The 18,331-nt window shown below is 73.0% G+C and carries 13 protein-coding genes; 3 read left to right on the top strand and 10 right to left on the bottom strand.

The features are described from left to right. Positions 1–34: 34 nt before the first annotated feature. From ACWCWD_RS05570 to ACWCWD_RS05560, 3 genes are all read right to left on the bottom strand, one after another. Positions 35–1,660: a sodium/solute symporter gene (locus tag ACWCWD_RS05570; protein WP_450770492.1), complete on the bottom strand. Its 1,626-nt coding sequence runs from the start codon at positions 1,658–1,660 to the stop codon at positions 35–37. Between the two features lie 155 nt (positions 1,661–1,815). Continuing rightward, positions 1,816–3,162 (bottom strand): PucR family transcriptional regulator, encoded by a 1,347-nt coding sequence (locus ACWCWD_RS05565; RefSeq protein ID WP_450770491.1) that lies wholly within the window; start codon positions 3,160–3,162, stop codon positions 1,816–1,818. 284 nt (positions 3,163–3,446) lie between these two features. Further along, entirely contained in the window at positions 3,447–4,475 is a 1,029-nt protein-coding gene (locus tag ACWCWD_RS05560; protein ID WP_450770490.1) for an alpha/beta hydrolase family protein, read from the bottom strand. 59 nt (positions 4,476–4,534) lie between these two features. Between ACWCWD_RS05560 and ACWCWD_RS05555 the strand changes: the two genes are divergently transcribed. Next, positions 4,535–5,089: a helix-turn-helix domain-containing protein gene (locus tag ACWCWD_RS05555; protein WP_450770488.1), complete on the top strand. Its 555-nt coding sequence runs from the start codon at positions 4,535–4,537 to the stop codon at positions 5,087–5,089. 165 nt (positions 5,090–5,254) lie between these two features. Here the strand turns inward: ACWCWD_RS05555 and ACWCWD_RS05550 are convergent, their stop codons facing one another. Next, entirely contained in the window at positions 5,255–8,026 is a 2,772-nt protein-coding gene (locus ACWCWD_RS05550; RefSeq protein WP_450770486.1) for a LuxR C-terminal-related transcriptional regulator, read from the bottom strand. 160 nt (positions 8,027–8,186) lie between these two features. Between ACWCWD_RS05550 and ACWCWD_RS05545 the strand changes: the two genes are divergently transcribed. Continuing rightward, complete coding sequence (locus ACWCWD_RS05545; protein ID WP_450770484.1) at positions 8,187–9,002, top strand: alpha/beta fold hydrolase; 816 nt, start codon at positions 8,187–8,189, stop codon at positions 9,000–9,002. Positions 9,003–9,123: 121 nt separating this feature from the next. Here the strand turns inward: ACWCWD_RS05545 and ACWCWD_RS05540 are convergent, their stop codons facing one another. The 3 genes from ACWCWD_RS05540 to ACWCWD_RS05530 form a co-directional block, all read right to left on the bottom strand. Next, complete coding sequence (locus ACWCWD_RS05540; RefSeq protein WP_450770483.1) at positions 9,124–9,654, bottom strand: DUF1203 domain-containing protein; 531 nt, start codon at positions 9,652–9,654, stop codon at positions 9,124–9,126. 211 nt (positions 9,655–9,865) lie between these two features. Continuing rightward, the gene (locus tag ACWCWD_RS05535; RefSeq protein ID WP_450770481.1) at positions 9,866–10,567 is read right to left on the bottom strand and encodes an 8-oxoguanine DNA glycosylase OGG fold protein; all 702 of its coding nucleotides are present in this window, start codon (positions 10,565–10,567) and stop codon (positions 9,866–9,868) included. Further along, a complete protein-coding gene (locus tag ACWCWD_RS05530; RefSeq protein WP_450770479.1) occupies positions 10,564–11,127 on the bottom strand; it encodes a GIY-YIG nuclease family protein in 564 nt (187 codons plus the stop codon). The genes ACWCWD_RS05535 and ACWCWD_RS05530 overlap by 4 nt, the downstream gene beginning before the upstream one ends. 294 nt (positions 11,128–11,421) lie before the next feature. Between ACWCWD_RS05530 and ACWCWD_RS05525 the strand changes: the two genes are divergently transcribed. Beyond that, a complete protein-coding gene (locus tag ACWCWD_RS05525; RefSeq protein ID WP_386890695.1) occupies positions 11,422–11,856 on the top strand; it encodes a hypothetical protein in 435 nt (144 codons plus the stop codon). A 190-nt stretch (positions 11,857–12,046) separates the two neighbouring features. Here ACWCWD_RS05525 and ACWCWD_RS05520 read toward each other — a convergent pair whose 3' ends face one another. The 3 genes from ACWCWD_RS05520 to ACWCWD_RS05510 all read right to left on the bottom strand — a co-directional run bounded on the left by ACWCWD_RS05520 (position 12,047) and on the right by ACWCWD_RS05510 (position 18,314). Next, positions 12,047–12,316, bottom strand: coding sequence for an integrase (locus tag ACWCWD_RS05520; RefSeq protein ID WP_450770478.1), 270 nt, complete (start codon positions 12,314–12,316; stop codon positions 12,047–12,049). A 411-nt stretch (positions 12,317–12,727) separates the two neighbouring features. Beyond that, complete coding sequence (locus ACWCWD_RS05515; RefSeq protein WP_450770477.1) at positions 12,728–13,852, bottom strand: Wadjet anti-phage system protein JetD domain-containing protein; 1,125 nt, start codon at positions 13,850–13,852, stop codon at positions 12,728–12,730. Beyond that, positions 13,827–18,314 (bottom strand): hypothetical protein, encoded by a 4,488-nt coding sequence (locus ACWCWD_RS05510; RefSeq protein ID WP_450770475.1) that lies wholly within the window; start codon positions 18,312–18,314, stop codon positions 13,827–13,829. The genes ACWCWD_RS05515 and ACWCWD_RS05510 overlap by 26 nt, the downstream gene beginning before the upstream one ends. Between the last annotated feature and the right edge of the window lie 17 nt (positions 18,315–18,331).

Raw genomic sequence — 18,331 nt, 5'->3', positions numbered from 1 at the left:
GGCCGGGCGGGCCTTCGCACGTGGCGGGCCCGTCTCAGGTCCGGGGCGCGCCGCCACGGCCGTACACCGCGGTGGCCGGCGCCCCGTGGCGTGCCGCCCGTCCGGTGGTGTTCCCGCGGCGGGTCCGGGCGGGGCGCCGGGAGCCGAGGCGGGCGAGCAGGAAGCCTGCCGGGACGGTGACGAGCCCCGGGGTCTGCAGCGGGAACCAGTGGAAGTCGCGGTCCGGGAAGAGGGCGATCGGGGTTCCCGAGACGGCCGGTGAGAACGCCATCAGGAGCACGATCAGCGGCAGGGTCCCGTAGACGGTCCAGCGCACCCCGCGCGCGGTGAAGCCGGGGCGGAAGAGGGCGTTCAGCAGGACCGGCGGCAGCACGGACGCGGCGGCGGCAAAGGAGAGCGAGAGCAGGACCTGCGGGTTGCCCTCCTGGGTGTACGCGGAGACGAGGACGGCGAGCGCGCCGATCACGACGACGGCCCAGCGGGCCCGGCGGATCTCCCGGGCGGACGCCCGGCCCTCCCCGTGGGTACCCGCGTGCGCGGCGAAGTCCCGGGCGACGCTGGAGGCGGCGGCGAGGGTGATGCCGGCCACCGCGGCGAGGGTGGTCGCGAAGGCGGCGCAGGCGACCAGGGCGAACAGCAGGCTCTGGCGGGGACCGGCCGCGCCGGGGTCGAGCGCGCCGGTCACCATCAGCAGGGCGGTGTTGCCGCCCGGGTCCCCGGCGCGCAGCGCGTCCGCGCCGAGCAGGGCCGAGGCGCCGAGTCCCACGACGACGATCCCGGCACAGAGCACGGCGACCGGGGCGACGGCCCAGACCCGCACCCGGCGGGCGGTGCGCGCGTCGCGCAGCGGGTGCAGCCGCATCGTGAGGTGCGGCATGCAGGCGGCCCCCAGGAGCAGGGTGATCTGGAACCCGATCAGGTCCAGCACCCCGGTGCCGGTGCGGCCGAACTGGCCGCCGGGCGAGGCGTATTCCGGTCCGGCGCCGCTGCCCTCGCGCGCGGCGTCGAAGAGGGCGAGGGGCGACCAGCCGTACCGGGCGAGGACGAGTCCGGCGAGCAGGGTGACGGCCGCGACCACCACGCCGACCTTGAGGATCTGGACGTACCCGGTGCCGCGCATCCCACCGAGGGCGGAGTAGCCGACCATCAGGGCCCCGCCGGCGACGGTGCATCCGGTCACCGCGCCCTCGGGGAGTCCGAACATGGCCGCCATCACCTTGCCCGCGGTGGTGAGCTGCACGAGCAGGAGCGGGGCGAGCACGGCCAGGGTGGCGATGCCCGTCGCCCTGCGGGCCGAGGGATCCCGCAGCCGTTTCGCGAGGAAGTCACCGAGGGTGAACACCCCTGCGGCGCGCAGCCGTTCGGAGAGGACGCGCAGGACGAGCACCAATGAGGCGACGGTCGCGAGGGCGAAGGTGATCCCGTCGAACCCGGCGAGTGCCACGGAGCCGGTGGTGGAGAGCAGGGTGGCGGCGGAGATGTAGTCCCCGGCGACCGCGAGTCCCCCGCCGGCGGGCCCGAGGGCGGCGCCACCGCCGGCGTAGAAGTGTTCCGGGTCGTCCTGGTCGGCGGCGGCGAGGCCGCAGAGCAGCAGGGAGAGTGCGACGAACCCGAGGAAGATCACCACTGCGAGGGACCGCGCATCGGCAAAGGTGGACATGGTGGTACGCCACCAGAGGGCCCGGACTCCGTACAGGACACGGGCGTCCGGGGATGCGCCGGTACAGGGGGCGGGCCCGCACCTTGTGCGCGGTCACACCCGCCCCGCCGCACCTCGCCCCTCCAGTGGACTCGTCGGCCCCACTTGCCGCACTGTCAGCCGTCCAGCAGCCGCCGGGCCGCCAGCGCCAGGCAGACCTCCACGGCGTCCGTCGGGCGGGTCAGGCAGCGCCCGGAGAGCTGCTCGAACCGTCGCAGCCGGTTCAGCACGGTGTTGCGGTGGCAGTAGAGCCGCGCCGCGGCCCGCTGGGCCGAGCCGTCGGCGTCGAGCCAGGCGGTGAGGGTCTCGATGAGGACGTCCCGGTCGGCGGGGTCGATGCCGTCGAGGGGGCCGAGCACCCGGTCGGCGAGCGCCGTGCCGAGTGCGGGCGAGGAGACGACCAGCGCGGCGGGCAGGTGTTCGTCGAGCAGGACGAGCCCGCCGGAGGCGGGGCAGGCCCGCAGGGCGGTCTCGGCGAGCCTGCGGGCCTCGCCGAGCGCGGCGAGGCCCTCGACCGCGGAGCTGACCCCGACGCCCGTACCGGCCGGGACGGCCATGTCGGCTGCGAGACGGGCCAGTTCGCCTCCCGCACCTGATCCGGCGCTTCCCCTCGGCGCTTCTCCCGCATCCCCTCCGGCGGCTCCCCTCTGCGGCACGTCCGCGGATTCCAGTGCCACGACGGCCAGTTCGGCGTCCGGGCCGGTGTGCCAGAGCGCCAGGACCCCGTCCGGGAGGACCACGGGCGGGGAGGTCGCGGCATGCGGGGCGCGGCGGGCCGTGCGTACGGCGAGGACCGCGTACCGGCCGTCCTCCGGCAGTCCGAGCATGGCCGAGGCGTCGGGCAGGTCGGCGATGCGGGCGGTGCCGTCCAGCAGTGCGGCGGTCATGAGCCGTTGCCGGTTCTCGCGGCGCCAGCCGATCCGCCGCTCCGCCTGCCGGTAGGCGTCGGTGAGGACTCCGCAGTGTTCGTCCACGAAGTTCCACACGTCGGCGGCGACATGGACGAGGAGCCGGACGTCCTCGGGGTCGCGGCGGGCCGTCTCGTCCACGAGGCCCTGCCACACCATCGCGCCGCCGAGGCGGAACGCGTGCAGGACGGCGTCGAGCGGTACGTCCTGCTCGGCCCTGATCTCGCCGATCCAGCGGGTGGTGCGGTGGGCGGCGTCGCGGAACTCGCGGGGCTGGATCAGCGAGCCGACGTTGTGGCGCAGCGAGTGGTGGACCTCCTGCCAGATGTCGGCGCGCGAGGACTCGATCGCCGTACGGTAGCCGGGCTCCTGCTCGTACAACGCCTCGACCAGCCGTTCCGTCAGTTCGGGCAGCTCTTCGAGGAGTACCCGGGCCGAGCGGTGCAGCACCTCGACCGATTCCCGGTCGGCGAGGGAGCGGAAGCGTTTGGGCAGCGGCGCCGCGGGGGGCGCCGTGTGCAGCGCCCTGATCCGGGGACGTACGACCTGTGGCATGGGGGCCTCCACCGGGAATCGGCCGGGCCCGGGGGCGCCGGCCCGGGCACCCGGCCCGGCAGGGGCGCGAGCGCAACCGAACGATCCTGACGCCCGCAGAATGGCATACCGGCCAGTCGGTACCTAGAGGTGTGCGTCGTTCTTATCATCACGGTCCGGCAACCTGTCGGACACATCCGGAAACCGGGACGAGCGGGACACGGAGGCGGACCAGAGCGTCCGGACGGGAACGGGTGGCGCGAATCGGCCGGCCCACGGCTTCCCGCCGGCACGTCGGCGCCGCCTCAGGCGTTGTGGGCGGGCGGCCGTTCGCCGGGGTCGCGGGTTCCACCGAGCCACCCGGCGATGTCGGCGACGACGGCGGGGTCGACGTGTTGCGGTGTCGCGTAGTCGGCCGGGCTGGACGGGCCCTCGCCGGGGAAGAACAGGTGATCGTCGGCTTCGTAGACACGGACGGCGATCTCCGGGCGACCGGCCAGGCCCTCCCGCCAGCGGACCAGGTCGTCGGCGACGGTCACCTGGTAGTCGCGTCCCCCTTGGAGGACGAGCATCGGCTTGCCGAGTCCGGCCGCGATCGCGACCGGGTCGTAGTCGCGCAGTTCGAGCCAGTACCGCGCGGACAGACCGAACGGCAGATCCGCCGCGGGGGTCGAGGGAGTGAGCTCCGCGCTGTCGACCAGCGCGGCCTGCCGCCGGAAGGTCTCGACGACCTCAGGGGGTACCTGGCCGGGCAGCACGGTGGCGAGGTGGCCGACGACACGGACGGCGGCGTGGTGCATCGGCTGCGTGTCGCCCGCCATGATCACCAGGCCCGCCACCGCCGGCGCGGCGGCGGCGACCGCGGGGGCGACCTTGCCACCCATGCTGTGGCCGAGGACGAAGACCCGCTCGGGGTCAACCGACCGGTGGCCACGGAGCAGGCCGACCGCGTCGACGGCGTACGGCACGTACTCCTGCGTCATCGTCAGCTCCGATACCGCGGGGGCATCGCGGTGGGCATGGGTCGCCTTGTCGAAGCGCAGCACCGTCACGCCGCAGGAGGCGAGCCCCCAGGCGAGGTCCTTGAGCGGCTTGTTCGGCCCGCTGGTCCCGTCGCGGTCGAACGGCCCGCCCCCGGCGAGCAGCACCACTCCGGGCCCGGGAGCGCACCCCCGGGGAACGCTCACCGTTCCCCGCACCGCGAGCGGACCGGTGCCGACCGTGACCTCGTGCTCGTCGAAGCGGCCGGTCCCGACGCGGGGCGGCGGCGCCCAGACGGGTTCCGGGCCCGTCCCGGCCCCGGTCTCGACCTCGGTCGCCACGCCGTCAGGCATCCCCATCACAACCTTTCTCATGTGGCGCGAACGGTAGCACGAGGTGAGATCATTACGGGATGGATGCTTTCGAACTCCTGGCCCACCCAGTGCGGTTGCGCGTGGTTCACGCGATGCGCGGCTGCAGAGAACTGACCACCGCGGAGCTGTGCGACCGTATTCGGGACGTCTCGAAGGCCACGGTCTACCGGCACGTGGAGCTGCTCACGTCCGGCGGGGTCCTGGAAGTCGCCCGGGAACGGCGCGTGCGCGGCGCGGTCGAGCGCCGCTACCGATTGCGCCGCGACCGCGCGGGGATCGACGCGGACACAGCGGGCTCACTCTCGCCCAACGACCATCGCAGGGCGTTCGCCGCCGCACTGGCGGTCCTGACCGCCGAATTCGCCGCCTATCTCGACCACGACACGGCCGACCCGGTCGCCGACCTGGTCGGCTACCGGCAACACGCGGTCTGGCTCGCCCCCGGGGAGCTGGAGGGGATGATCGCCGGAATGCGGGAAGCGATCGCGCCCCACCTGGCCAACGGACCCGCACCCGACCGTACTCGGTACCTGATCAGCCCGATCCTCTTCCCCGTCGAAGCGCCGCCGGCCGAGACCGCCGCCGGGGAGTAGGACCGGGGCGCCGTCCGGTGGCCGGGCCCACCCCCGCGACTCCCGCACCCTGGCCCCGCAGCCGGTCCGGCCGGCCCGGCGACCGCTTCCGCTCGGGCACCTTCCGCTCGGGCGTCTTCCGCTCGGGCGTCTTCCGCTCAGGCGTCTTCCGGCCTGTGCACCGGTTCAACTCCCCATCACCCGGGCCAGTTCGGTGCGGGAGCGGACGCCCAGGGCGGCGAAGATGTTGCGCAGATGGTGGTCGACCGTGCGCGGGCTGACCGAGAGCCGCCGGGCGATCTCCCGGTTGGTGGCCCCCTCCGCGACGCAGTGGGCAACGCGCTGCTGCTGGGGGGTGAGCGCGTCCGCCGGCCCCGTCTCGGCGGCCGGGGCGTCCACCGCCTCGCCGGCGGCGCGCAGTTCGCCGGTGGCCCGGTCGACCCAGGCGCGGGCGGAGCAGCGTTCGAAGCCGACGAGCGCGTCGCGCAGCGGGCCGCGTGCCTCCCGGGTGCGGCGCCGTCTGCGCAGCCACTGGCCGTAGAGGAGTTGGGTGCGGGCGCGCTCGAAGTCGCCGCCGGCCCGGTCGTGATGGGCGAGCGCCTCGGCGTACCGCGCCTCGGCCTCGTCGGCGGGGGCCAGCAGAGCGCGGCAGCGGGCGAGTTGGGCGAGGGCGTGCGGATCGACCGTGCGGCCGGTCCAGATGGCGAACTCGCGTACGGCGTCGGCGAGTTCGTCGGCCCATTCGGCTCCGCGGCCGGCCAGTACGGCGGCTTCGACGTAACACGGCAGGGCGAGCATCCGGATGCCGAAGTGGCCGTGGCGCGGCCCGGGGCGTACCAGCGGGGCGAGCCGGGCGGCCGCTTCACCGGTGCGGCCGGCCGCCAGGTCGGCGCGGGCGACCGCCCAGGTGGCGAGGGTGGCGGCCTGGGCGAGTCCGTGCGGTCCGGCCCCCGCCAGCGCGGTGTCCGCGTGGGCCGCGCACGCTTCGGCGGGTCCCTCCACCGACGCGGTGAGCGCGAGCACCGCGTGCAGGTGGGTGGTGGCGTTGGACTGCCCGGTGCGGCGGGCCGCGTGCAGACCCTCCAGCGCGTGCGCCCGCGCCCTGGCGTGCCGGCCGGCCCGGAGTTCGGCGTAGGCGAGCTGTTCGAGGGCGTGCGCGAGGAGGACCTCGGGGCCCCTGCTCCGTACGGCGGCGAGGGCGCGGGCGCCGGCCCGGCAGGCGCTCTCCGCCTCGCCGACGACCAGCGCGCAGGCGCCCGCCCGGAGCAGCGCCTGGGGTTCCTCGTCGGCCTCGGCGGCGCGCAGGCACTGGGCCAGCAGCTCGTGGCCCTCGGCCATCCGCCCCGCGAACACCGCCCGTATGCCCGCGAGATAGGGCACGACGGCCGGGTCGTGCGGGCGGTCGGGGACCCGGTTCAGGGCGTCGAGGTAGGCGATGGCGTCGCCGCTCGCCCAGGCGGCCTCGGCGGCGGCGAGCAGGGCGGCGAGGGCGCGCGCCGGGTCGTGGGGCGCGAGGCCGGCCGCGGCGGCGAGCAGCGCCTCGCGGGCGTCGGTGGCCGGTCCGTCGCACAGGGCGAGCATCCCGTACGTGTAAGGGGCGGGCCCGCTCCCGGGTACGGGCCGGGGCCCGCCGCCGGGGTCCTGGGCGACGCGGGCGAGGAGGGCGCGGGCGCGGCCGGTGTCCCCGGCGAGGCGGGCGTGCTCGGCGGCCTCGGCGAACCGGTGGGCGCGGTGCGCCTCGTCCGTGGAGAGCAGCGCGGCGCGGGTGAGGGCGGCCGCGCGTTCGGCGTGCGGCCGGGGCGCGGTGGCGGCCCGTTCCAGCGCGCTCGCGAGGACGGCGTCCGGTGCCGGGGCCGCGCAGGCGCGCTGCACCAGGGCGGGGAGCGGGTGCGCGGAGACCTGCCCGAGGAGCGCGGCGAGGAGTTCGTGGGCGGCCCGCCGATGCGCGGGCGGGGCGTGCCGCAGCACCGCGCGGCCCAGCAGGGGGTGGCTGAAGTGGACGCGGCTGCCGGTGCGTTCGAGGACTCCGGGGATGCCGCCGGGCCCGAAGAGCGCGCGGTCGAGCAGGGCGGCGCCGAGCCCGGCCCGGTTGCCGGCCCGCAGCAGAAGTCCGGCGTCCGCCCCGGTGCCCTCCGGCTCGTGTTCCTGGGCGGCGGCGGCGAGCAGCAGCAGCATCCGGGTCTCGGCGGTGAGCCCGTCCAGCTGGGCGGCATGGGCGTCGAGCACGCTCTCACCGCCGGGCAGCGGAAACGGCAGCACCGTGCGGCCGGCCAGCTGGTCCGCGGTGAGGTGCCCGACGAGCCCGGCGAGCAGCCGCGGGTTGCCCGCCGCCTCCCGCAGCAGCTCGCCGCGGACCACCGGGTCGATGTCGGGCGTCCGGCCGGTGAACCGCTCCAGCAGGCAGGCCTGCGCCTCGTCGTCGAGCGGGCCGAGGCGCAGCGCGGGCAGCCCGGCGAAGCTGGTCTCGTCGGCCGAGGCGATCAGTACGGCGGCCCGGCTGCCCGCCCCGAGCCGGCGGGCGGCGAAGCCGAGGGCCTCCCGGGACCGGGGGTCCCAGGCGTGCGCGTCGTCCACACAGACCAGCACCGGCCGCTCCGCGCCGGTCTCCCGCAGCAGGGCGAGCAGCGCGTCGGGGGTGATGCCGGAGCGCAGCACCCGCTCGGGCGGTACGGACAGCGGGCCGGGGGCCGAGCAGAGCAGGGCGTGCAGCCCGCTGTGCGGGAGACCGCGCTCGGCGGGAACGGCCGTCGCCCGCAGCACGGGTCCCCCGCTCCGGGTGCGGTGCGCCTCGGCCGCCGCGTCCAGCAGGGCGCTGCGGCCGAGGCCGGGCGGCGCGGTCACCACGAGCGCGCCGCCGTCTCCCTGCGCGAGGCGCCCCAAGAGGGTTTCCACGATGGCGAGTTCACCGCTGCGGCCGTACAGCCGGAGCGGACTGTGCACGGTCGTCGAGTGAGTCACACCGGCACGTTACTTCCGCGTAAACAGGGCCGGAAGACGCGCGTCCGCTCCTTCGGCCCGAACGGCCGGGTGCGGTGCGCCGTCCCAGGGGAACGGCCTCCCGGTTGTGCGCGCGCACACCTTCCGGTGCGCCGGCCGGCCCCCGACGTACTTTCGTGCCATGACGACCCCACTGGACACCGGACACCCCACCGAGCTGCACACCGAGGACGGGCTGACCCTGCGGTACTGGTCCTGGTCCCGCGACCCCGACCCGGCACTGCCCCCCGTGGTGCTGCTGCACGGGTTCGCGGCGGACGCCCGGCTGAACTGGGAGGGCCCGGGGGTGGTGGAGTCCCTCCTCGCGGCCGGCCGCAGGGTGTTCGCCCTGGACGCCCGGGGCCACGGCGTCTCCGACCGGCCGCACGACGAGGTCTTCTACGGCGAGGAGTTGATGGCGGCCGACGTCCGACGCCTTGCCGACCGGCTGTCCGTGGACGCGTACCACCTCGCCGGGTACTCCATGGGCTCGGTCGTCGCGCTGCTGACGGCGGCCGCCGATCCCCGGGTCACCCGGCTGGTGGCCGGAGGCGTCGGCGCGGGTGTGGTGGAGGTCGGCGGCCTGGACACCCGGGCGATGCCGCCCGAGCTGGTGTCGGCCGCGCTGACCGCCGACGACCTGACGGCCGTCCCCGAACAGGCGCGTGGCTTCCGCGCGTTGGCCGATGCCACCGGCTCCGACCGGTACGCGCTGGCCGCCCAGATACGCGCGGCGTTCAGGGGGCCGGTGCCGCTGGACCGGATCGCCGTGCCCACCCTCGTACTCGCCGGGGAGGCGGACCCGCTGGCCGTGCGCCCCGAGGTGCTGGCGGGCGCGATCCGGGGCGCCCGGGTCACCGTCCTCCCGGGCGACCACCTCTCGGTGGTGCGCGAGCCCGGATTCGCCACCGCGATCACGGAGTTCCTGGCGGCGGGTCCCGACGGCCGGATGCGGTGACGCCCTCAGCGGGCCGCCGGCCTGCGTGGAGCACGGCGGCGGGGAGTCCAACCCCGCCCTCACACAACGGCGTTGGACTCCCTCGCCGGGTGCGCGCAGCCCATCCCCCACAGTCGGTCATTCAGGTGGTACGGCTGCTCTCCTCGGCCGAGGGCCGTCGCACCTCGTAGTGGAAGCACCCGTATTCCAGTGCCCTGACGTGTACGAGCACCACGTCCGGATCCTCGAACGCTTCGTCGAAGGCCGCGTCGAAACCGGCCGTGGAGTCGGCCGGAATCTCCAGAAGGCGGCCACCTGCGATAAACCCCCGGGCGTCATAGCGACGCACGGTACGCAGGGCGCCCGGCCGGGCGAAGGGGTAGCCCTCGCCGGGGGTGAACCCGCCGCAGTCGTCGGCGTGGATGAAAACGGGACCCTGTTCGTCGTACGCGCCCGGATCCGCCCCCTTCGTGGCGGCCCAGCGACGCAACGGGGCGTACGAAACGAGGGCGATCCGCTCGCCGGGCGTGATGGGGCGCAGGCAGCAGCGCAGCGGAGATCCCACGTCGTCACCGGTCGAGACGTACGGGGCGCAGGGACGGCCCGCGTCGTCGACAACCCGCAGTTCCTTCAGGACGGCTGCGTCGACGGGGAGCACGGTGTAGGTGGACATGTGCCCATGCTGGACCGGCGCGTGGCCGGTTGCTGGCGGGAAAGCGACGTCACGTCGGTACGCGCCCGCACGGATGGCCGGCCCCGCACGGATCGCCAGCCCCGCACGTCCGCCCGCCGAACGCGGTCCGCCTTTCGCAACACGCTTCAGGGCTGCCCCGTGATCTGTGGCGGATCAGTATCCACCGGGGATCACGGAACAGTCCTCAGGTTCAGGCCTTGCCGGACGCGAGGCGTCGGCCGTGGTCGAACAGCTTGCGCTCCACCACGTCCGGCGCGGTCCCCCACCGCTCGGCCCATCCGTGCGCCAGGTCGAGATACCTCGCGTAGGTGGCCGAGTTCCACCGGTCGCCGACCACCCACGTCTCGTCCGGCCGAAGGTCGCCGAGGGCCCGCACGACGTTGCGGTCGATGATCAGGGGCCAACGCCCGCCCGCAGGACGGTCCGCGGTGGCGAAGTACAGAAACTTGCTGAAGAACGCCGGACCCAGGTGCTTCACCCGGCCGCGCGGATCATTCAGCACCCGGTACGCGGCGACGGGGGCCCCGCGTACGACCTCGGCCCGGGCGAGGGCGATCCGCTCGTCCAGCCGGGGCCGATCGTTCTCACGGAAGATCCTCGTGCGGCGGGAGACACCCCAGGCGTTGATGCCGGTCCCCCACACCAGGGCGGAGAGCAACAGGTCCCGCCCGCCCTCCGGCGTGGTGGCGTGCGCGGCTGCCGCGAACACCGTCCGGCGGTCCACGGTCGGCCATCGGCCCGTCCGGGTCAGGCCGGCCAGGCGGTCGGGCCACCGTTCGCCGACCGGCAGCCCGGCGATCCAACGGTCGGGGTTTAACGGAACGGCCTGCCCCAGTACGTACGACTCCCGGTCCGGGAGCGGGGAGCCGAACAGCTCGTCGGCCGTGGTCATCCGGTTTCCCCTTCTTCCGCGTACCGGGGGCCCGCGCTCCCCCGGTACCGCGCCCGCGCTTCCTCGACCGCTTCCCGGACGCTCCCGCGCACGGCGCCCCGGACGTTGAGCGGCGGCATCCACCGGACGATCAACTCGTCCTCCACCTCACCCGGACCGGGGTGCACCGCCCAGGTGAGCGAGAGGTGTCCGTTCATCCACTCCGTGAGCCGCCGCTCGTCCTCCGGCACCAGGACCACCCGGTCGGTCCAGGTGGTGCGGTAGCCCTCGGTGGCCATCAGCAGCCCCACCAGGGTCCGCCGCAGGGTCGAACTCCCGGAACGCCGCAGATGGTTGGAGCTGATACGGCTCCGCAGTCGGGTGGCCTTGCCGAGGTAGAGCAGCCGACGCCCGGGGTCCTCGGAGTTCGCGGGCCCCGGGAACGCGGGCAGCACGTTTGGCGGCGCCCACCAGGCGTACAGGCCTGCGGAGTTCGGCGCGGCCTCCGCTGCCCCGGGCAGCGACCGCGGCGCGGTGGAAAGCGATTCGATGGCCCGCCGCACGTCTTCCCGCTCCGTCATGGCCGCAGGATAGGGGACGGCGCACGGTGCGGGCCCTGGATTCCCCGGACCGCACCCGAGGGCTCCCCGGGAACCCGGAGGGAGCGTGTGGCAGAGTGGCCCGGCTGTCGCAGGGGGAACCACGCCCGCGAACGCCCGGACGGACGGGCGGGGGATGCGGAGGACCGGCGACGGCGCGGGGGCCGTGGACAACTCCCGGCCGCTCGGGCCTTGGACATCCCCCGGCAGCTCAAACCGTGGGCATCTCCCGGCCCTCTGCCCCACTTTCCGCACCACCCCTTCCAGGAGTACGTCATGAACGCCAAGCGCCACCGCCTGCTGCTCGCCGCCGTCACCCCGCTGCTCGCGCCCGGGGAGCGGGTCGAGGTGGCGACCATCGTGAACCTGAGGACGGTCTCGGTCCGCAGGACGGCGGCCTTCGCGGTGGCCTCGGCGGTCCTCAGCGCGGGCGCGATGACCGTGATCCCCGTACCGGTGCCCATGTACCTGGTCATGACCGACCGTCACTTCTTCGTCTTCCGGGCCAACCCGAACATCGCCCGGACCGGGGAGCACCTGATGACGTTCGCGCGGGCCGGTCTCGTCCGCACCGAGGTCAAGGAGCGCGTACTCAACTCGTCCTTCGTCGTCTCCTCGCCCGACAGCGAGCAGGGGATGCGGATCGTCTTCCCGCTGGTCGGCCGGAAGGACCGGAACGCGATAGCCGCGGCCGTGCCGGTGGCGGGCTGACCTGGGCGCCCGGCCTCCGCACGGGCGCGGCACCGGAGCAGGCGCCGCGCCCGCGCACGCTTGGAAAGCGTGTTGGGGGCAACCCCTCACGAGTTCGAATCTCGTATCCTCCGCACCCGCCCACCTGGGCAACGACGAGGGCCCCGACCAGGATCTCTTGGGTTCCAGTGGTCGTTGCCCAGGTGCAGTTTCAGTTTCGGTTGTCGTGATCAGGAGCCTGCGGATCCTCGGGCGTCGGCCAGAGTAGGCCGCCGATCTTGTCGGCAGTGTCGGTCAGGACCCGGTTGGTGAGGTGCTGGTAGCGGCGGTGCATCCGTGCGGACTTGCCGGGCTCCCAGCCCATGACCGCGTCGACGATCGCGTCCGGGACGCCGAGGATCAGCAGGACGGTCGCTGCCGCGTGGCGGGCGTCCTGAGTCGGCTGGCGCCCAGGCCCGCGGCCTCCAGGAGGTCCTTCCACTCGTGGTGGTCGGTGTTCGGGTTCACCGGTTCGCCGGTCGGCGAGGTGAAGACGTAGTACTTCTCCGTCCAGAGGCCCCCGGCCCGGCGGCGCTGGTGTTCCTGGTGGGAACAGGCAACGCCGAGGCGCCTGTCTCGCTGCCGTCCGCGATGGAGACGCGGAGATCGGCCCGTAGCACGGTGCCGTCTTGGCCGTCTTCCCTGTGGCAGGTCAGTGCCGGTCCAAGGCGTGGCTTCCTCAGCGACGCCTTCGCAGGTGTCTGGGACCCAGGCGCTGACGTGCACGACGGGCTGCCGGTCGGGGCCTGGCTCAGGTTCGTCCTGTACTGCTGCGTGGACAGGTGCTGGTGCCGCTCCCGTTCCCCCTGGGTCCTGTCTGTCCAGTCGTCCGCCCCGGATCAGGTCGTCCATGTCAGCGCACGTCGTCGTGCCAGTCGCAGTTCTGGCGCAGGTAGCGGTAGGTCACCCATTCCTGTGCCAGGCGCTGTCCGTCCAGCAGCAGTTGGCGCCCGCTCTCCTGGCATGGCGCCGGGAGCCACTGGGCCAGCTCGCCGGCGGTTGTGGCGCTGATGGACGCTTCCTTGGCCGTGGCCGGGCGGGGGCGTCCCAGCAACTGGAGCGCGCGATAGAGGTGCTCGGCTGGCTGGACCGGGGGAAGCCCGAGCTCCGCTGCGGTGTCGCAGGCCCGCAAGGGGATTCGCAGGCCGCTGGTGTCCAGATCGCCGAAGTACCGGATCTGCGTGATGCGGTGCTTGGCCTTGATCGCGCGGATCGACGCCCGGAAGGTACCGCCGAGGCCCCAGGCCACATACCCCAGGCGGTGATCACCAGGGAGGCTTTCCACCAGGGACCACCAAGTGGTCGCGTTCTCCACCACGAACAGCACATCACCGGTCCCGACGCGGCAGTAGCGTCCGTCCTCGTCCTCCAGCGGGAACGTCTCGGTGATCAACGGTGGGGGTGGCCTGAAGGCGTGCAGCAGTTGGTCGAGCCGGCCCTGGTCCGAGAAAAGCGGCCCGGACTTGAGGTCGTCGAGCGTCTTCTCCGGCATGAGGAAGTCCTCCGCGCTGCCGAATGTCCCGAAGATCTCCAGTGCGCGCTCCCGCAACGGGATCCGGAACAGGTCCGGTCCGCTCTTGAGCCACCGGTCGATCACCGCGTAGGCGGGCCGTTGCTTCACGGTCGCTGTGGCCCACTCCTCGGCAAGCCAGGTCAGGGCGGGATGCCATCTGGGCATGGGCGGCACGACCGGTGGCTGCGCCTGCGGCAGGAGCCGGACCTTGACAGGCAGGGAGACCTTGTCCGGCGTTCGTCGCTGGACCTGCCGGATCAGGCCGGCGCTGTCCAGCGCGTTCAACAGGCTAGCCAGGACCGCGGGTTCGAACGCCCCGGCCACGTTGCGGTGCGGCACCCGGCGGAAAACCTCCCACACGGCGTCGAGGGGGATGAAGGCATCCTTGTAGGGGCTGCGGCCGTGCGCCGCGGCCCACTCCCGAAGTCCTGCGATCAGTTCACTCTCGCGGCGTGGCAGTGCCATCGTTCCCCTCGGGGCCCTGGTGCGGCGGTTCCTCACGGCGGAAGATTCTGGCACTGTCGATCTGCCCGGTGCCGTCCTCAGGCGCGAGCGCATCCAGGTGCCGACGGATCGTGTCGTCGACGACCAGGTACTTGCGGGCCGCCCGCAGGTCGGCGTCGTTGCGCAGCCGGACGATCAGCGGGAACTTCCCCAGCGCCTTCTCGTCGTACAGGCCGGTGGTGTACACGAGCTGCACACCCAGCGCCTGCGCGACCTCGCGCTGCAGGTCCAGCAGGTAGTCGGCGTTTGCCCGGCCGATCGGATTGTCCAAGAACAGCACCCCTGCGTGGCGCGAGCGCTCGCGGCCCTGCTGGTTGGCCCGAAGCGCCGCCATCGTGCAGTACAGCAGGATCGCCGCCGTCAGCTGCTGCCCCCCGGAGAAAACGTCCTTGACCTTCGACACCCGCACCCGTTCCGCGCGAAGGACCGTGTCCGGCTTGAGTACCTGGACTTTGAACCCGCCGGGCACAGCGGTGTGCACGGCGCGCAGCAGCAGCGACAGGCCATCGCGTGCCACCTTGCGGCCGTCAGTGGTGCGGCCTGCCGCGGCCTCTTCGGCAAGCTCGCCCAGGCGTGGCAGGAGCAGTTCGTCGGGCTGCGGTTGGAAGAAAAAGTGGATGAACTCCTGCCCCGCCCAGTCGCCGAGGGTTCGTGGCAGCCGGGACAGCCGCTGGGCCAACCGCAGCAAGGACAGGGCCTTGTCGCTCTCGCCCTTGAGATGGTCGACGATGGTCTGCCGGTGCAGGTCCACCTCGTGGATCTCGTCGGCCAGGTTCCTTTTCCGCGGCTGGAGCGCGGCAAGCCAGTCCGCCGCGTGCTCGGCTGTCTTCTCGGGCGACAGGTTGGTGATCTGCTGGCGCACCGGGATACTCAGTCCCGCGTATCGTTCGGCGGCGGCGTGCTGCTTGATCTTCTCCGTCGCGCTGCGCAGGACCTTCTCGGTTCGGCTCAGTTCCTTCTTCCCTTCCTCGGCCGCACCGCGCAGACGTCCATAGTCACTCCAGCCGGTCTTACCGTCGCCGGCATAGGGGGCGGCGTCCGGTTCCGCTGCCGTATCCGCCAACGCCTGTGCGAGATTTGCGAAGGCCCCCGCCGCGTCCTTGGCCTGCGCCGCCTCCTGTGCCACGGCGCTCTGCAGTTCGCCGATCCCGGTCTGTGCTGCCTGCGCCGCGGTGTGCTCCGTCTCCGCTGCCGCCACCGACTGAAGGCAGCCCTCGATCGTGTCCGGCAGGTCAGCGGCCGGCATGGTGGCGGTGCCGTCAGCGGTCAGCTCATGGAGCTCCCTGTGCCGCTCGCTCAGGGCGTTTTCGTGCTTGCCCTGCTCCAGAACGGCCTGTGTGACCGCGGCTTCAGCTGCCTCCAGCGTTCGGTCCGCCCGCTCCTGCGCCTCGGCGCGGCTGCGCTCGTCCAGCGATTCGGGCGTTTGCAGCAGACGGCGCGCTGTGGCCCGGTCCGTCTCGTCCAGCGCCGAGTATTCTGCCGCCGCCTCCGCAGCCCTCGCCTCGGCCTGGGCGAGCCGTTCGCGCAGCTTGCCCGGGACATCCGCGTTGTTGAAGTTGGCCTCGGCTTTCTCGTAGGCGTCCCGCAGCACCGGCACCGGGTCGCTCGGCGGTTCGGCGTCCAGTCGCATGTCGTTGGCTCCGGGCAGCGCAGCCCACTCCCGGCCGGCCGCGGCAGCGGATCGGCGCTGCTCATCGCCGGCAGCGCGGTGGCTCTCGGCGAGACGGCGATGCTCATCCGCGGTGGCTTCGGCCTCGTCAGCCTGCTTCTGCCATGCGCCCTGCTGTGTTTCGGCGGCCGCGGCCTGCTGGAGCCACGACGGTATCTGCGTCAGCCGCTCACTGAGCTCGGTCAGCCGCCGGCTCACCTTCTGCCAGTGGTCGAGATCCCCCTGGGCATCGTGCAGTTCGTCGCGGATACCGTCCCGGCGCGCCACCAGCGCGTTCATGATCAGCTGTTGTTGGGCGGTGTCCTTCTCCACCTCCTCCAAGACCGTTCCCGCGGTCGTCAACGCCTCCTGCAGGCCGGCCAGGGCGCCCTCGGGGTAGTCCTGGCGCCACTGGCTGATCCGTTGCCGCAGTTGGCCGTCGTTCCGATGAGCAAAGTGCAACTGCTTCAGGCGTTCCTCCGAGCGGGCCCAGCGCTCCTCGATGACCTTCTGTTCGGTCTGCGCGGCCTTCTCCTGGTAGAGCGCGACGTTGAACGGCAGCGTGAACCAGGGCTCTCGGGTCGGGGCGTCCGCCGATTCCAGCAGTCCCGCGACCGCGCCCACGGTGACGTAGTAGGCCGTCGGTGCCGCCCGCTCGAGGATCTCCCGGGCGCGCTCCAGGTCGTCTGGCGAGTTCAGCAGCACGCCGCTGACCAGATGTGGGGCGCGCGCGAGCATCTCCTCGCGCTGCTGGAGGGGAAACTCCGTGAGGTACTCCCAGCCCGGCCAGGCGTCGATGCGGGGCTCGGACTGCTCCAAGAGCCGGCAGGCATCCCGCACGACCTCGGGTGGGGGCAGCATGCGGCCGTCGGCCAGGGCCAGCCGGGCGAACTCGTCACGGGCCAGCTCGATCTGCACGGCGACCCGCTCACGTTCCGCTTCTGCGATCGTCGTCTCCAGGCGGTCCAGCAGAGCGTGCGCGTCCAGGTCCAGGCGCACCTCGGTGCCCAGCAGATCAGTGAGCCTTGGTGTGGCCTCGATCGCCCGGGCGCGGGAGCGGGCCGTGTCCAGGGCCCGCTGCGCCTGCGTGCGGCGGCCGCATGCGGCCTCCTCCTCGCGGATCGCCGCGGACAAGGTCTCCTGGACAGCGATCTGACGTTTGTCGAGGCCCTCCCGCTCCAACTCCAGTGCCTTGATCTGCTCTGACGCCAGGTCGACGGCGCGTCGTGCATCCGCCGCGGCGGCGGGAACAAGATCAGTGGCGGGTGCCAGCCCTGCTGCGACAGCCTCCTCGGCGTCGGTCCGTGCCGCAGCGACCTGTTCCAGCAGGCCGCTGGCTTTCGCCTCGGCCTGGCCTGCCTTCTTCAGCGCGGCCTCCCGCTCGCCTCGTGCTTGTTTCTCGGCCGCCGCCTCCACGCCTGCTTGTTCGAGTTCCTTCTCCTGTGCACTCGCCGCCGCTTGCCGGAGCGCCAGCAACCCCTGGGCGAAGGCCCCAGCGGCCCGTTCACGGGCTGCGAGCGCAGGCGCGACCGCCAGCTCACCCTTCTTGACCAGCAACGCCAGCGACCGGAGCGCGTCCGACCGGGTCAGATGCCGCTCCACGGCAGCGGTTGCTCTCCAGCCGTCCGCCACGGTCTTGGCCTCCCGCCGGCGGCGGGAGGCCTCCTCTGCGTCAGCCTTGGCCCGCTCGACCTGTAACTGAGCGAGTCTCTCCCGCCGGCCCGCGACCGTCGCCGCCCAGCGACGCGTCAGCCTTGATGCACGCTTGAACTCACCTGCCAGGCCCTCCAACTGCCTCTCAAGCAGCGACACGCGGTCCTGGTCATCGCGGACGCGGGCCTTGACCTGCCCGTGGAAGGCCGCCAGCTCCGTACCGGCCCGCTGAACCTGCTTCTGGGCCTCGTGCACCGCGTCTGCCGCGTCGATCAGCGGCTCGAGCAGCACCATGGCTTGTTCCACGAACGCCAGCTCAAGCGCCAAGTCCTTGCGCCCGGCGAGCTTGTGGGCGTACTTGGAGACCAGGGCAGCCAGATCGTTCAGGCCCTGGTGGTCGAACACGGCCTCGAGGAGGAAGTCGACGAAGCCCCCGTCGGATTCGAGGGCGAACGCGTGGACAGCCTCTCCCTCGTCCCTGTTCATCGCCCGCTGGTAGCGAAGCAGCTCGGGGTCCAGCCCGAGCTGGCCCAGCAGCTCGGTCCAGTCGCCCTGGGACTTGGGCCAGTTCACCGCCAGCCGCTGGTCCTGCGCATACAGCTCGTTCACACGGTCGCGGTACGTCGGCAAGGCCACGTACTGGCCCTCCTCGACGACGGGAAGCGTGTCCAGGCCGAGGGTCTCGGTGGGGAAGAACGCGTACCACCGCTCGATGAGGTTCTCGGCAACCGTCGAGACGACTTGGTCCTTCCAGTACAGCGCTTTGGCGGTGACCAGCAGCTTTCCCGTGATGGCGTGCATCCACTCCAACGCGATGTGGGACACGTCCTTGGCCAGGACGTAGTCCTCCAGCAGCCGCGGATCCGGTGCGTCCTTCACGCGCTGCCGGCCCGGCAAGAGGACCGAGAAGGCCAGTTTCAGCAGGACCGACTTGCCGCCCCCGTTCTCCAGGAACACCACGCTCGCCGGCGACGGACGCAGCCCCTGGGCCCCGGCCCCGAACAGGTCTCCCTGAACGGCGGCGACCGGCTGCCCGGCGCCGGAGAAGTCCAAGATCACGTCCTGGAAGCGGGCGCCGGCCGGCCCGGCCGAGCACACGCGAATGCGGGACAGTTCGTACATGGTGGTCTGCTTCCCGC

Source organism: Streptomyces sp. NPDC001493, assembly GCF_053597235.1.
The sequence above is the reverse complement of the archived record's forward strand: the minus strand, read 5'-3'. Positions and strand labels throughout refer to the sequence as shown.

What these genes read in the sequence shown, in the direction of transcription:
- ACWCWD_RS05570 (WP_450770492.1), bottom strand. Translation starts at nt 1,660, where the DNA reads ATGTCCACCTTTGCCGATGCGCGGTCCCTCGCAGTGGTGATCTTCCTC.
- ACWCWD_RS05565 (WP_450770491.1), bottom strand. Translation starts at nt 3,162, where the DNA reads ATGCCACAGGTCGTACGTCCCCGGATCAGGGCGCTGCACACGGCGCCC.
- ACWCWD_RS05560 (WP_450770490.1), bottom strand. Translation starts at nt 4,475, where the DNA reads ATGCCTGACGGCGTGGCGACCGAGGTCGAGACCGGGGCCGGGACGGGC.
- ACWCWD_RS05555 (WP_450770488.1), top strand. Translation starts at nt 4,535, where the DNA reads ATGGATGCTTTCGAACTCCTGGCCCACCCAGTGCGGTTGCGCGTGGTT.
- ACWCWD_RS05545 (WP_450770484.1), top strand. Translation starts at nt 8,187, where the DNA reads ATGACGACCCCACTGGACACCGGACACCCCACCGAGCTGCACACCGAG.
- ACWCWD_RS05540 (WP_450770483.1), bottom strand. Translation starts at nt 9,654, where the DNA reads ATGTCCACCTACACCGTGCTCCCCGTCGACGCAGCCGTCCTGAAGGAA.
- ACWCWD_RS05535 (WP_450770481.1), bottom strand. Translation starts at nt 10,567, where the DNA reads ATGACCACGGCCGACGAGCTGTTCGGCTCCCCGCTCCCGGACCGGGAG.
- ACWCWD_RS05530 (WP_450770479.1), bottom strand. Translation starts at nt 11,127, where the DNA reads ATGACGGAGCGGGAAGACGTGCGGCGGGCCATCGAATCGCTTTCCACC.
- ACWCWD_RS05525 (WP_386890695.1), top strand. Translation starts at nt 11,422, where the DNA reads ATGAACGCCAAGCGCCACCGCCTGCTGCTCGCCGCCGTCACCCCGCTG.
- ACWCWD_RS05515 (WP_450770477.1), bottom strand. Translation starts at nt 13,852, where the DNA reads ATGGCACTGCCACGCCGCGAGAGTGAACTGATCGCAGGACTTCGGGAG.
- ACWCWD_RS05510 (WP_450770475.1), bottom strand. Translation starts at nt 18,314, where the DNA reads ATGTACGAACTGTCCCGCATTCGCGTGTGCTCGGCCGGGCCGGCCGGC.